General features: G+C 70.8%; 16 protein-coding genes. 4 read left to right on the forward strand and 12 right to left on the reverse strand.

Going from position 1 to position 12,952, the window contains the following annotated elements; genetic code table 11:
- Positions 1 to 17 precede the first annotated feature (17 nt).
- The 7 genes from D2K64_RS05970 to rpsT all read right to left on the reverse strand — a co-directional run bounded on the left by D2K64_RS05970 (position 18) and on the right by rpsT (position 5,825).
- Complete coding sequence (locus tag D2K64_RS05970; protein ID WP_120007264.1) at positions 18 to 584, reverse strand: VapE domain-containing protein; 567 nt, start codon at positions 582 to 584, stop codon at positions 18 to 20.
- Between the two features lie 412 nt (positions 585 to 996).
- Positions 997 to 1,338: a hypothetical protein gene (locus D2K64_RS05980; RefSeq protein WP_120007266.1), complete on the reverse strand. Its 342-nt coding sequence runs from the start codon at positions 1,336 to 1,338 to the stop codon at positions 997 to 999.
- 42 nt (positions 1,339 to 1,380) lie between these two features.
- The gene (locus D2K64_RS05985; RefSeq protein ID WP_120007267.1) at positions 1,381 to 2,100 is read right to left on the reverse strand and encodes an FkbM family methyltransferase; all 720 of its coding nucleotides are present in this window, start codon (positions 2,098 to 2,100) and stop codon (positions 1,381 to 1,383) included.
- Positions 2,101 to 2,262: 162 nt separating this feature from the next.
- Positions 2,263 to 2,469: a hypothetical protein gene (locus tag D2K64_RS05990; protein WP_157985738.1), complete on the reverse strand. Its 207-nt coding sequence runs from the start codon at positions 2,467 to 2,469 to the stop codon at positions 2,263 to 2,265.
- A 121-nt stretch (positions 2,470 to 2,590) separates the two neighbouring features.
- Complete coding sequence (gene coaA / locus D2K64_RS05995) at positions 2,591 to 3,544, reverse strand: type I pantothenate kinase (protein WP_120007269.1); 954 nt, start codon at positions 3,542 to 3,544, stop codon at positions 2,591 to 2,593.
- 113 nt (positions 3,545 to 3,657) lie between these two features.
- Positions 3,658 to 5,175 (reverse strand): chromosomal replication initiator protein DnaA, encoded by a 1,518-nt coding sequence (gene dnaA / locus D2K64_RS06000; protein WP_120007270.1) that lies wholly within the window; start codon positions 5,173 to 5,175, stop codon positions 3,658 to 3,660.
- Between the two features lie 377 nt (positions 5,176 to 5,552).
- Entirely contained in the window at positions 5,553 to 5,825 is a 273-nt protein-coding gene (rpsT, locus tag D2K64_RS06005) for a 30S ribosomal protein S20 (RefSeq protein ID WP_120007271.1), read from the reverse strand.
- Positions 5,826 to 6,099: 274 nt separating this feature from the next.
- Here rpsT and D2K64_RS06010 point away from each other — a divergent pair, with 274 nt between their 5' ends.
- Entirely contained in the window at positions 6,100 to 6,453 is a 354-nt protein-coding gene (locus tag D2K64_RS06010; protein ID WP_120007272.1) for a RidA family protein, read from the forward strand.
- An 18-nt stretch (positions 6,454 to 6,471) separates the two neighbouring features.
- Here the strand turns inward: D2K64_RS06010 and D2K64_RS06015 are convergent, their stop codons facing one another.
- From D2K64_RS06015 to D2K64_RS06030, 4 genes are all read right to left on the reverse strand, one after another.
- On the reverse strand, positions 6,472 to 7,230 hold the full coding sequence (locus tag D2K64_RS06015; RefSeq protein ID WP_120007344.1) for an enoyl-CoA hydratase: 759 nt from the start codon (positions 7,228 to 7,230) through the stop codon (positions 6,472 to 6,474).
- A 99-nt stretch (positions 7,231 to 7,329) separates the two neighbouring features.
- On the reverse strand, positions 7,330 to 8,172 hold the full coding sequence (gene mutM, locus D2K64_RS06020) for a bifunctional DNA-formamidopyrimidine glycosylase/DNA-(apurinic or apyrimidinic site) lyase (RefSeq protein WP_120007273.1): 843 nt from the start codon (positions 8,170 to 8,172) through the stop codon (positions 7,330 to 7,332).
- Between the two features lie 33 nt (positions 8,173 to 8,205).
- Positions 8,206 to 8,718 carry a L,D-transpeptidase family protein gene (locus D2K64_RS06025; protein ID WP_238384037.1) on the reverse strand — a complete coding sequence of 171 codons (513 nt, stop codon included), beginning with the start codon at positions 8,716 to 8,718 and terminating at the stop codon, positions 8,206 to 8,208.
- Positions 8,719 to 8,764: 46 nt separating this feature from the next.
- Positions 8,765 to 9,982 carry a GTP cyclohydrolase II gene (locus D2K64_RS06030; protein WP_120007274.1) on the reverse strand — a complete coding sequence of 406 codons (1,218 nt, stop codon included), beginning with the start codon at positions 9,980 to 9,982 and terminating at the stop codon, positions 8,765 to 8,767.
- Between the two features lie 293 nt (positions 9,983 to 10,275).
- Here D2K64_RS06030 and D2K64_RS06035 point away from each other — a divergent pair, with 293 nt between their 5' ends.
- From D2K64_RS06035 to D2K64_RS06045, 3 genes are all read left to right on the forward strand, one after another.
- Positions 10,276 to 10,995 carry a response regulator transcription factor gene (locus D2K64_RS06035; protein ID WP_120007275.1) on the forward strand — a complete coding sequence of 240 codons (720 nt, stop codon included), beginning with the start codon at positions 10,276 to 10,278 and terminating at the stop codon, positions 10,993 to 10,995.
- A gap of 99 nt (positions 10,996 to 11,094) precedes the next feature.
- Positions 11,095 to 12,105, forward strand: coding sequence for an SPFH domain-containing protein (locus D2K64_RS06040; protein WP_120007276.1), 1,011 nt, complete (start codon positions 11,095 to 11,097; stop codon positions 12,103 to 12,105).
- Positions 12,106 to 12,573: an NfeD family protein gene (locus D2K64_RS06045; RefSeq protein ID WP_120007277.1), complete on the forward strand. Its 468-nt coding sequence runs from the start codon at positions 12,106 to 12,108 to the stop codon at positions 12,571 to 12,573. It begins immediately after the preceding gene.
- A 48-nt stretch (positions 12,574 to 12,621) separates the two neighbouring features.
- Here the strand turns inward: D2K64_RS06045 and D2K64_RS06050 are convergent, their stop codons facing one another.
- A complete protein-coding gene (locus tag D2K64_RS06050; protein WP_120007278.1) occupies positions 12,622 to 12,834 on the reverse strand; it encodes a hypothetical protein in 213 nt (70 codons plus the stop codon).
- Positions 12,835 to 12,952 lie beyond the last annotated feature (118 nt).

Below are 12,952 nucleotides of genomic sequence, written 5' to 3' on the forward strand. Positions count from 1 at the left end.
AACCGCTGCTATTTTCCTCAACTCCTAGCTGTTGTCCTGAAAGCCGCATCGATGAGCGTCATGTCCTGACGCACTTCAGAGTGCGTCAGGTTGTCGCTGAACCACGGGCCACCCAGCACGGCGCACGCAGTGGACTTCATCGCACCCTGCGCGCCCTCCAGCACCATCATATAATCGGCCTTGCAGCCAGGCTGGAACACGCGAGCCACCATCGCGACCAGGAACATGGTGCCGGTGCCGGCGGTGTAGGCGTTGGCTTCGGCCCCGAGATAGGTGTGCAGCCACGTCGCCAGGCGTGGCTTGCCGTCCCTGCTCAGCCTATTGAGGCACTGCTGCACCGGGTGAAAGCCGCGCTCGCGGGCGCGGAGCGCAACCGCCTGATGCACCGTATCCTTGCCGACCTTCTCCAATCCCCGACGCTGCAGGTACTCCTGGATCATCGACACGTCGGCGTCCTGGATCGGCCGCGCGTCCTCTGGTGGGCAGAAGCTGTCCGGAACAGGGTTGGCTAGCCTCTCAGCGCGCAGCATCTGCTCATAGGCGAGCAGATCCTCCAGCCGCGCATCCTCGCGCAGGGCCAGCATGACGCTGGCGAACTTGCCGCGTGGGTCGCCCTCCTTGTCGGTCTGGCAGCCCTCCAGCCAGGAAGCTGCGGCTGTCGATTCGAAGGGTGGGTTGTCTGCTCATTCTGGGAGTATCTGGCGGCCGGCTCATGAGCCTTCGCCCGCGTCACCAGCTCCAGCAGCTGTGGGATGGTGCCGCCGGTCGCCAGCCAATCCGACACGTCGCCTTTTTCAGGCAGGGCGGGCAGCGGCAGAATAACCATGCGCTCAGCCATGCCATGGAGGCTTTGTGCCACCGCCTCGGCCTGCTCCCGACCCGCCGCGTCACTGTCGGGCAGGATGACCACGCTGCGATCCTTGAAGTAAGGCGCGAAGCTCGCGTGCTACTAGCCGGCACCGCCGCTGTTGCAGGTCGCGATCTGCCGGTGTTGCGCTAGCGCCTCGGCGTCCTTCTCCCCTCCACGATCAACACGGTGTCCATAAAGCAAGCAGCCAGCACATCCGGTAGCCGGTAGGGCAGGGGCTGGGTGCCTTTGACCGACCACTCCCAGCCACCGCTTCCGTTCGGCCGGCGCTGGCGGAAGGTCTTCGGCTCCATCCGAACGACCTGACAGGCGAGCACGCCATCGGCGCCGCAGTAGTCATGGGTGGCGACGACTCGGTTGTGCCGGCCTGCCTGCTCGGGCTGATCGCCCAGCATCTCGACGCCGATCTCACGCTTGAGCCAGTCAGTCTCCCATCCCTGGGAACACGCCCCTTCCCTCAGCTCCACCACCGGCGGTGTTCCCCGGTCCCAATCCTGTCCGCTTGCGCCGTGTCAGCCCGTGCCGCCCGGCAGCAGGCGCCGCGCCTCGTCGTCGCGCTCGCGCGGCCAGGCATAGAAGGTGAACACGTAAGGGTCCGAGGCCGCGAACATCGACGGGTCGGGGCTGGCGCGCTGCATGGTGGCGCGGTCCAGCGCTGCCACCGGGTGCCACCGCTCCTCCAGCGCGAAGCAGGTCACGTAATCCAGCGCGTCCAGGAAGGCCGGCACGGCAAAGGTGCTGCCCTCGCGGTGGCGCTCCTCCAGCTCCAGCGTCAGCACCGGGCGGCAGCGCCGCAGCGTGTCGCGGGCACCGCGGACCACCTCGTATTCCGCCCCCTCCGCATCGACCTTGATCGCCGTCACGTCCGGCAGCGCCAGATCGTCCAGTGCGATCACCGCCACCTCGTGGCGCCGCACGCCGACACCCGGGCCGAAGCCCGCGTAATCTTTGGCGGTGGAGGCCCATTGCTCCTGCGCCACCCCGTCCAGCAGCGGCAGGGACAGGGCGGCGCGGCCCGGTGCGTCGCCCAACGCCTCCGGCCGCAGCGTCACCTGCGGCAGGCCGGCACAGGCGGCCGACAGCCGGGCGAAGGCGCTGGGCAGCGGCTCGAAGGCCAGCACCCGCGCGCCAGGCAGCCGCGCCAGCGGCAGCGTCAGCAACCCGTCATGCGCCCCCGCATCCACCAGCGTGCCGGGGCGGTGCAGCGCGGACAGGAAGCCGATCTCGTTCATGATGTGCCTCGGGCGGTGGAGGGCGGGTGCAGGGCCGCGGCTGGCGGGCCGGCCCACCACCGGACCAGCAGACCACGCCCTGCGCCCGAGGCCCATCCCGATCCACCTGCCGGGGTGGATGGGACGGCGCCGGGGCGCCGCCCGCGCGCGCCGATCCCTGCCTCAGCGGCAGCCGGAGGCGCCCCCCGCCCTCGGCGTCAGCCGGGCACAGCCATTCTGCAGCGTTTGCCGCGCCTGGCGCATGCCGCCGGTCGTGGTGGTGGTCCTGAAGGATGGAAGGCCGCCGCCGCCCGGCGCATCGGGCGGCGCCACAGGCGCGCCGGCGGCGCATCCCGCCAGAACGAGAACCAAAAGAAGAAGGGGCTTCACGACGATCGCCATCCCTGTGCGTGCGAGGGATGGACATCAAGCCGCGCTCTGGTTGCCGGGCGCTTAAGCCCAGGGGCTCAGGCCATTGGCCGCCCGCGCCGCCGCGCCCGGCCGCCGCGCCTCACATGCGGCGCAGCCGGATCTCCTGCACGCGATGATCCGCGCCCTTGCGCAGCACCAGCCTAGCGCGTTCCCGGGTGGACTGGATGTTCTCGCGCAGGTTGGGCAGGTTGATCTGCTGCCAGATCCGCGTGGCGACCGACAGCGCCTCCTCCCGCGGCAGGTCCTTGTAGCGGCGGAAATAGGATTCCGGCCGCTGGAAGGCAGTGCGCTGCAGCAACAGGAAGCGCTGCCGGTACCATTCGGCGATGTGCTCCTCCTCGGCGTCCACATAAACCGAGAAGTCGAAGAAATCCGAGGCCAGCACCGGCGCGCTGGCCGAATGCTGCAGCACGTTCAGCCCCTCGAAGATCAGGATGTCCGGGCGGCGCACCATCTGCGTCTTGCCCGGCACGATGTCGTAGGTGAGGTGAGAATACACCGGCGCCGCCACCTCCGGCTCGCCCGCCTTCACCGCGCTGAGGAAGCTGATCATGCGCCGCAGGTCGTAGCTTTCCGGGAAGCCCTTGCGCTGCATCAGCCCGCGCTGCTCCAGCACCGCGGTGGGGTAGAGAAAGCCGTCCGTGGTGATCAGCTCCACCTTGGGATGGTCGGGCCAGCGCGCCAGGATGGCCTGCAGCACGCGGGCGAAGGTGCTCTTGCCCACCGCCACGCTGCCGGCGATGCCGATGATGTAGGGCGGCAGCGCAGCGGGCCGGCCGAGAAACGTGTCCTGCACCACGCCCAGGCTGCGCGCCGCCGCCACCTGCAGGTTCAGGAGGCGCGACAAGGGCAGGAAGATGTCGGCCACCTCGGCCAGCGACATCTGCTCCGCCACGCCGAGCAGGCTGTCAATGTCGCGGGCGGACAGGGAGAGCGGGGTGCTGGCGCGCAGCGCCGCCCATTCCGGCCGGCTGAAGCGGCGATAGGTCGCCAGGGCGGCGCCTTCCTCGGCCGTGACCACGATGTCATGCATGGGGCGGCCTTTCATGCCGGCGCGGACATTGGCCCGATCCTGGCATTGCTGCGCCGCAAACGCAAAACCGCCTTTGCGTGAGAACGCTGCCGCGCCCCGCGCCGCGCCGGGCGTCAGGTTTCCAGCATGCGCCGCAGCAATTCCACATCCTCGGCGAAGGCGCCGTCGGATTGCATCAGCTCGGCCACGCGGGACACCGCGTGCATCACCGTGGTGTGGTCGCGGTTGCCGAAGCGGCGGCCGATCTCGGGAAGGGAGCGGGAGGTGAGCTGCTTGGCCAGGTACATCGCCACCTGGCGCGGCCGCGCCACGTTGCGCGCCCGCCGCGCCGAGGACATGTCGGTCAGGCGGATGTTGTAGTGCTCGGCGACCTTGCGCTGGATCTCCTCGATCGTGACCCGGCGGTCATGGGCGCGCAGGATGTCGTGCAGCACCTCCTGCGCGGATTCCAGCGTGATCGGCCGGCCGAACAGGTTGGCGTGGGCGATCAGCCGGTTCAGCGCGCCTTCCAGCTCGCGGACATTCGACGTGATCTTGTGCGCCAGGAATTCCAGCACGCGCGGCGGCACCTCGACCTCCGCGCCCCCCTGACTGCCCCCCTGCGCCTTGGCCTGCAGGATGGAGATGCGCAGCTCGTAGGTGGTGGCATGGATGTCGGCCACCATGCCGCAGCCGAGTCGCGTGCGCAGCCGGTCCTCCAGCCCCGACAGGTCGGAGGGCGACTTGTCGGCCGAGACGACGATCTGCTTCCCGGCATCCACCAGCGCGTTGAAGGTGTGGAAGAACTCCTCCTGCGTGTTGTCCTTGCCGATCAGGAATTGCAGGTCGTCGATCATCAGCACGTCGACCGAGCGGAGGCTTTCCTTGAACTCCATGGTCGATTGCGAGCGCAGCGCGGCGATGAAGCGGTACATGAACTTCTCGGCCGACATGTAGGCGACGTTGCGCTGGCCGTTGAAGGAGATCGCCCAGGCGATCGAGTGCATCAGGTGCGTCTTGCCGAGGCCGACGCCGCCATACAGGAACAGCGGGTTGAAGCCGGGCGAGGCCGGCTTCTCGGCGACGCGGCGGGCGCAGGCATGGGCGAATTCGTTCGGCTTGCCGACCACGAAGCTGTCGAAGGTGAAGCGCGGGTCGAGCGGCGCCGCCCAGTCATGCTTCGACTCGGCCCGTGCCTCGTTCCGCGGCGGGGAGGAAAGCGGCTCGGCCAGGGCCAGGGCGGCCTGCTGCGGCCGGGCGCCGGGGGCGGTCAGCGGCGCGGCGCCGGACGGGCCGGCCTTCGGCGCCCCATCCCTCAGCGTCCCGTCGGCCAGGGCCGGCTCGGCCTCCTGGTTGCCGCCGCGCAGCTCCGGCGCCACGCGGATGTCGACGCGCCGCACGCCGAGCGGCTCGGCCGCCCAGAGCGAGCGCAGGCGGTCGCCGTAATGGCCGCGCACCCAGTCGCGCAGGAACCGCGTCGGCAGCAGGATCACCGCTTCCTCGCCCTCGATGGCCGACAGCGTCATCTGCCGCAGCCATGAGCGATACTCGACCTCGCCCACTTCCTCCCTCAGCCGGCCGCGAATCCGGGCCCAGGCTTCGGCCACCTGCCCTGTCGCGGGGGTGGTGGAAGTCTCGAGATCTTTCTCCATGCGAAGCACCTGCCACCCTTTCGGCCTTTGGCCAGCCTGATGCGGCCCCTTGCGGGGCGGGAGAGCCGACAGCCCAGCACATGCGCGGCACCCTATTCTCCGGCCAGGCCGGAAACCTCAGGATGCCACGACCTTGCCGCGATTCGACAAGAGCGCAAACAACCGATCCGTTCACGACTTCAGGTCAAGTAAAACCTGAATCGCGAAAGACGACCGGAAGCTGTCGTGATGTATTGGGGTACGCTAGTCCAGCGGCTGTTCTTGAAGGCTACCGCCCGGCACCCCGGGGGTGCAACGGGATCATGGTGAGAACATGAAGGCCGCCGGTCAATCCGCCGTGCGGCAGGGGGCGCGCCCCTGCCGGTTCGGCCGCCAGGTCAGGCCTGGGCGGCCAGCGCCTTGATGCGCGCGGACAGGCGGGAAAGCTTGCGGGCCACCGTGTTGGCGTGCATCACGCCCTTGGTGACGGCGCGGTGCAGCTCGGGCTGCGCGTCCTTGAAGGCGGCCTGAGCGGTGGCCTTGTCGCCACCGGCGACGGCCTTCTCGACCTTGACCAGGAAGGTGCTGACGCGGGACCGGCGGGCGCGGTTGCGCTCGTTACGAGTCGCCGTCTGCCGGATGCGCTTGCGCGCTGAAGCCGTATTCGCCATGGCGGTGCTTTGAACCAGTCACACTGTGTCTCGGGAACGCACGACACCCTCGCCACCGCAACGGGCAACAGGGGGTACGCGACGGAAGGCGCGGTTTAGCCCTCGGGCCGCGCGGGAGTCAATGCATTGCTGGGCGCATTGCTGGCCTGCCTCGGCCCGAGGGCTGCGGCGCCACCGGGGGCTTGGCCGCCAGGAGCCGCCGGGCGGCGGGGCATTGCTGGGCGGCGGAGAGGGGGTCAGTATGCGCCGCTTGGCAAACGGATCGGCTCCACGAATGATCGAACGCATCACCCGGACCCCCATCATGCACCGCGTGGTGGCCGCCCATGGCGTGCTCTACCTGGGCGGCATCGTCGCCGAGGCGCGCGACGGCGTCGGCATGAAGGGGCAGACCGAGCAGGCCCTGGCCCGCATGGAGGAGATCCTGCGCAGCGCCGGCAGCGACCGCACCAAGGTGCTGACCGCCACCGTCTACGTCACCGACATGGCGGCCAAGGCCGAGATGAACGAGGCCTGGGTGTCGTTCTTCGGCGCGGAGAACCTGCCCTCCCGCGCCACCGTGGGCGTGGCCAATCTGGGCAGCGCCGACACCCTGATCGAGGTGGTGGCCACCGCCCTGAAGGGCTGAGGGGCGGGAAGCGGGCGCTCAGCCCCGGAAGGCGGGCGGCCGCTTCTCCAGAAACGCGGCCATGCCTTCCTTCTGGTCCGGCGTGCCGAACAGGCTGAGAAAGAAGCGCCGCTCCAGCCGCACGCCTTCGCGCAGCGGCAGCTCAAAGGCGGCGTTCACCGCCTCCTTGGCCATGGCCACGGCCGGCGGCGACAAGGTGGCGATCTTTTCCGCCAGCTTCACCGCCTCGGGCAGCAGCTCGGCCGCCGGCACCACGCGGGCGACCAGGCCGGCGCGCTCCGCCTCGGCGGCGTCCATCATGCGGCCGGTCAGCACCATCTCCATGGCCTTGGACTTGCCCACCGCCCGCGTCAGGCGCTGGCTGCCGCCGGCGCCGGGCAGGATGCCGAGGTTGATCTCCGGCTGGCCGAACCGCGCCGAATCGGCGGCCAGGATCAGGTCGCACATCATCGCCAGCTCGCAGCCGCCGCCGAGCGCGAAGCCCGCCACCGCGGCGATCACCGGCTTGCGCACGGCGAGCACCGCCTCCCAGGGCGCCACGAAATCCTTCATGTAGGTGGCCGGAAAGGCGCGGTCCTGCATCTCGCGGATGTCGGCGCCGGCGGCGAAGGCCTTGTCGCTGCCGGTCAGGATGATGGCGGCCACGGCCGGGTCGGCGTCCAGCCCGGCCAGGGCCTCGGCCAACTCGGCGGTCAGCTGGTCGCACAGCGCGTTCAGCGCCTTGGGCCGGTTCAGGCGGATCAGCCCGGCCGGGCCCTGCCGCTCGACCAGGATCATCTCATAGGAGGAATGGGGGGCGGGCGCGGTTTCGCTCACGGTGGTGTCCTCGTTCAACGGCGGCCCGCCGAACCGTGGCCGGGGCGGCGGGCGGACAGGCTAGCGTTGGGTGCGGGCGCAGAAGAAGGTGCTGCGCCCCGATTGCACGATGCGCGACACCCCGGCGCAGGCGGGCGGCCCCGGGCAAAGCGGGCAGGGCGCGCCTTCGCGGTCATAGACCTGGAAGCGGTCCTGGAAATGCCCGAGTTCGCCATCCGCCTGCACGTAGTCGCGCAGCGAGGAGCCGCCCGCGGCGATCGAATCGAGCAGCACCGCCTTGATCGCCGGCACCAGCCGGGCCGCGCGGGCGCCGGGAATGGTATGCGCCAGCCGGCGCGGCGACAGGCCGGCGCGGAACAGCGCTTCCGCCACATAGATGTTGCCCAGCCCCGCCACCACGCGCTGGTCCAGCAGCGCCGCCTTGATCGGCGTCTTCTTGCCGAACAGCGACTCGGACAGCACGCCGGGGGTGAACGCCTCCTCCAGCGGCTCCGGCCCCATGCCGGCCAGCAGCTTGTGCGAATCCTCGGCAGCGGTCGGCACCAGGTCGACGCTGCCGAAGCGGCGCGGATCGACGAAGCCGACGCGCTGCCCGTCATCGGTCTGCAGCACCAAATGCTCATGCGCCGGCGGCGGGGTGTTGGCGCCGGCCGGCCGCGCCACCATCCGCCCCGACATGCCGAGGTGGATCAGCGCCGAGTCGCCGCCCGAGATCCGCATCAGCATGTATTTGCCGCGCCGCCGGAAGCCTTCCACCCGCGCACCGGTCAGGCGCTCGGCAAGGCCGGGCGGGAACGGCCAGCGCATGCCCGCCCGGTGGGTGGCGGCGAACACCAGCACGCGGCCGGTGAGCAGCCCGGAGAGGCCGCGCATCACCGTCTCGACCTCGGGAAGCTCAGGCACGGGCGGAACCCCGGCGCGCCGCGGCGGCGCGCGTCACGGGGCCAGCACCTCGAAGCCGGTGACCCCGGTGGACAGCAGCGCCCGCAGGTCGCGCGCTTCCAGCGCGATGCAGCCCTCGGTGGGCGGATAATCCGGCCGCGCCAGGTGCAGGAAGATGGCGCTGCCGCGGCCACGCACCACCGGGGCGTCGTTCCAGCCCAGGATGCCGATGATGTCGTAGACCGGGTCGGTCCGCCACAGCGCCTCGTGCCGCGCCTCGTGCGGCAGGCGGAGGCGGGTGTTGTAGGCCGGATGCGCCGGATCGTCGCACCAGCCATCGTCGCGGGCGATCGGCTCCACCGGCACGGCGCAGGCGGGCGCCGCGCCGCGGTCGGCGCGGTACAGCACGCGGCGCAGCGGCAGCAGGCCGGCCGGCGTGGCGCCGTCACCTTCCTCCTTGTCGCGCCGCACCCCGCCCTTGCCCAGGGCACAGCGCCAGGTCTGGCCCCGCAGGGTCAGGCGGCCATCGGGAAACACGGTGGCGATCAGCTCCATGCCGCGCAGCATGGCGCGGCGCCCCGGCTTGGCAAGAGGCAGCCAGGGCAGGCGAGCGTCAGCGCAGCAGGTGGCCGAAGCGGTCCGCCTTGGTTTCCAGGTATTTGTCGTTGACGCCGTTGGCGGCGAAGCGGTGCGCCACCCGGCCCACCACCTCGATGCCGCAGGCGGCGAGGCCCGACATCTTGTCCGGATTGTTGGTCAGCAACCGGATGCGCGGGATGCCCAGCTGCTCCAGCATGGTCGCTGCCACCAGGAAGCCCCGCTCATCGGCGCCATAGCCCAGCGCCCGGTTGGCATCCAGCGTGTCCAGCCCGCCATCCTGCAGGGTGTAGGCGCGCAGCTTGTTCACCAGCCCGATGCCGCGGCCTTCCTGCGCCAGGTAGAGCAGCACGCCGGTGCCGTCCTGCGCCATGCGCTGAATGGCGCCGCGCAGCTGCGGCCCGCAATCGCAGCGCAGGCTGCCCAGCAGGTCTCCGGTGAAGCATTCCGAATGCGCCCGCACCAGCGGCGCGCCGCCCGAGGCCGCCATCTCCTCCGGCTGCCCCACCAGGATCGCCAGGTGCTCGATGCCGCCATCGGCGGCACGGAAGGCGACGATCCGGGCATCGCGCGCATCCTGCAGCGGCACCCGCGCCTCGGCCACGCGGACCAGGGTGGTGGCCGCGGTGGCCGGGTAAGACAGCACCTCGGCCGCCGGCACCCGCAGCAGGTCGAGCCCGCCCGCCACGTGCTCCTGCGCCGGGGCCGCCACTAGGGCCGGCAACAGGCGGCCGAGTTTGGCCAGCCCCAGCGCGGCCGGCGCCAGCACATGCGGCAGCACCAGCTCCGGCACTTCCGGCAGCAGCCGTCCGGCCACCGGATCGGCCAGGCGGCGCAGCAATTCGGGGTTCAGCAGGGCGGGGCCGAGCTTCAGCGCCGCCACGCCATCCTCGGTCTGCAGCGCGCCGGGCTTCAGCGCATCGCCGCGCCGTGGCGGGGTGGCGGCGTTGATCGGCCGCTGCAACACGGCCGCGGCGCGCACCGGCGCCAGCAGCAGCACCGGCGGCGCCAGGGCCGCGGCGGCGATTTCCGCCAGCCCGCGCGCGCCCACGGTTTCGGCGGCGGCAACCACCAGGGCACCCTGCGGCCCCGTCAGCAGCACCGGGGTGCCGCGGCGAAGCTCGCTGACCGCACGATGCACCCCCCGCATGGCGCGAGACGCGGCGTCCGACAGGGCGGCGCCGAGTTCGGGATCATGCGGCAATTCGGGCGCAACATTGCCTGGAGGGGTCATGCCATCGCTTTCCGTGCATCCCGGACATTGTGCGGCCCTGCCGGGCTCATGCCAAGATTGTGAGCCTGGGGCTTCCGCTTTCTGCGAAACCCGTGTTCAATGCCGTCAGATCTTGGGCCTTGCCGTGCCTCTGGCAATGGCTCGAAAAATGATTTCGGCGCGCGGCAGGAGACAAGTATGGCTTGCCACACGGCCGCGTTACCGCCACGATGGGGCTTGGTGGCCGTCCGGCCGCATGGCTGCTTCCGGGAGGTGCCAGCCTTGTCTTTCCACCGTGTTTCTCTGGAGAGCGCATGACTGGCCCTCGGCCGATCCTGATCGTGGATGATGATGACGCCCTTCGCGTCACCCTGTCCGAGCAGCTGGCAATGGATGGCGAGTTCGCGCCGGTCGAGGCCGCAACCGCCTCCGACGCCGCCGGCCAGCTCCTGACCGCCGACAGCCGCTGCGACGCCGTGCTGCTCGACATCGGCCTGCCCGATGGCGATGGCCGCGACCTGTGCGCCAAGCTGCGCCAGGAAGGCGTCAAGATCCCCATCATCATGCTGACCGGCGCCGATGGCGAGCAGGACGTGGTGCGCGGCCTCGATGCCGGCGCCAATGACTACATCGCCAAGCCGTTCCGCATCGCCGAGCTGCTGGCCCGCCTGCGCGCCCAACTGCGGGTCTTCGACAATTCCGAGGACGCGGTGTTCGTGATCGGGCCCTACACCTTCCGCCCCTCCGCCAAGCTGCTGCTGGAGCCGGTGAAGAACCGCAAGATCCGCCTGACCGAAAAGGAAGCGGCGATCCTGAAGTTCCTCTACCGCGCCGGCGGCCGCCCGGTGGCCCGGCAGATCCTGCTGAACGAGGTGTGGGGCTACAACGCCGCCGTCACCACGCACACGCTGGAAACCCACATCTACCGCCTGCGCCAGAAGATCGAGCCGGACCCGGCCAACGCCGCCCTGCTGCTGACCGAAGGCGGCGGCTACCGCCTCGACCCGCAGGCCGGCCGCGCCGCCGCCGCCTGAGGAGGCGCGACGCGCCATCGTGACCAGGGCCGGGAACATCGCGTTCCCGGCCCTTTTTCGTTCCGGGCCGCGCCCCGGCCCGGCAGGAGGAGACAAGGCATGGACGGGTTCCCCGGCGGCGCCATCGTGGTGTTCATCCTGCTCGCCCTCGCGGTGCTCACCGCCTTCAAGGGCATCCGCGCCGTGCCCCAGGGCGAGAACTGGACGGTGGAGCGCTTCGGCGCCTTCACCCGCACCCTCACCCCCGGCCTCAACTTCATCATCCCCTTCATCGACACGATCGGCCGCCGCATGAACGTGCAGGAGGTGGTGCTCGACATCCCCGAGCAGGCGGTGATCACCCGCGACAACGCCAATGTCTCGGTGGACGGCATCGTCTATTACCGCGTCATGGAGCCGGACAAGGCCGCCTACCAGGTGCAGAGCCTGACCCAGGCGCTCTCGGCGCTGGCCATGACCAACATCCGCGCCATCATCGGCGAGATGGACCTCGACCAGGCGCTCTCCTCCCGCGACAAGATCAACTCCCACCTGCTCAACGTCCTCGACGGCGCCACCGACCCCTGGGGCGTCAAGGTCACCCGCGTCGAGATCCGCAAGATCGAGCCGCCCGCCGACCTCGTCGCCGCCATGAACACCCAGATGATGGCCGAGCGCGAGCGCCGCGCCGTGGTGATGCGTGCCCAGGGCGACCGCGAGGCCGCCATCGCCCGCGCCGAGGGCGCCAAGGCCGCCCAGGTCCTCGAAGCCGAGGGCCGCCTCGAAGCCGCCCGCCGCGACGCCGAGGCGCGCGAGCGCTTGGCCGAGGCCGAGGCCGCCGCCACCCGCTCCGTCGCCGCCGCCGCGCAGGAAGGCGGCGCCCCCGCGCTGAACTACTTCATCGCCGACCGCTACGTCGCGGCCTTCGGCAAGCTGGCCGGCAACCCGGCCTCCAAGCTGGTGGTAGTGCCGGTGGAATCCGCCTCGCTCGCCGGCAGCGTCACCGCCGCCCTGGAACTGTTCCGCCAGCCCGGCGCCATGGCGCCCCCTGGGGCTCCCTTCGCGGCTCCCCTGGGCGCTCCCTTGGGCACGCCCCCCGCGCCGCCGCGCGGCAGCGTGCCGCCCACCTGAATGGCCGGCGGCTGGAGCCTGTGGGTCGCGGCCGGCCTGCTGCTGATGGCGGCGGAACTGCTGCTGCCCGGCATCTTCCTGGTCTGGGTCGGCGCCGCCGCCCTCGGCACTGGCCTGGTGCTGGCGGTCATGCCCCTCGGCCTCTTGGCCACCGCGATCCTGTTCATCCTGACCCTGGCCGCCGCCATCGCCCTCGGCCTGCGCTTCCGCCCCTCCTCGTCGAACGGCCTCAACACGCCGGGCGCCGGGCTGGTCGGCCGCACGGGCACGCTGCTGGAGGGCGACCGCGCCCGCATCGGCGACTCGGACTGGCCGGTGCGGGGGCAGGGGACCACCGCCCCCGGCGCGGCGGTGCGGGTGGTGGCGGTGGAGGGAACCACGCTGGTGGTGCGCGCCCTTCCTCCCCCGGCCAGGGCCGCCGAGCCCGGTGCCGCCTCCGCCCCGAGCCCCGGGCCGTCCCCGAGCTGAGCGCCCGCGCTTCAGTCTCCGCCGCTTACCGGCGCAGGACGGCCGGAACTACCCGCCCGCCAATCCCTGGATGACGATGCCGGTGCCGCCGCAATTCTGGCAGTCCTGGTCGTCGATCTTGCCGCTGCCTTGGCAATCCGGGCAGACATCCTCGCCGGTGCCGGCCGTGCCAGGGGCGGCGTCATCACCGGGATTCACCTGCTCCGCCGGCGATGCCGCCGTGCCCGAAGCTCCGCTTTCGTTCGAAGGTCCTTGCGTCACGTTACCCCTCCCAGCGTTATTCTGGCGCCCCAACAAAACGCTGCTCTAGCAGTCTGTCGGATTTCCCTCCGGTCTGAAATCCGCGAATCTGATGGGCATGACGCAGTTTATCCCCTTC

Origin of the sequence: Teichococcus vastitatis (assembly GCF_003604215.1) — a bacterium.
Taxonomy (GTDB): Bacteria; Pseudomonadota; Alphaproteobacteria; order Acetobacterales; family Acetobacteraceae; genus Pseudoroseomonas; species Pseudoroseomonas vastitatis.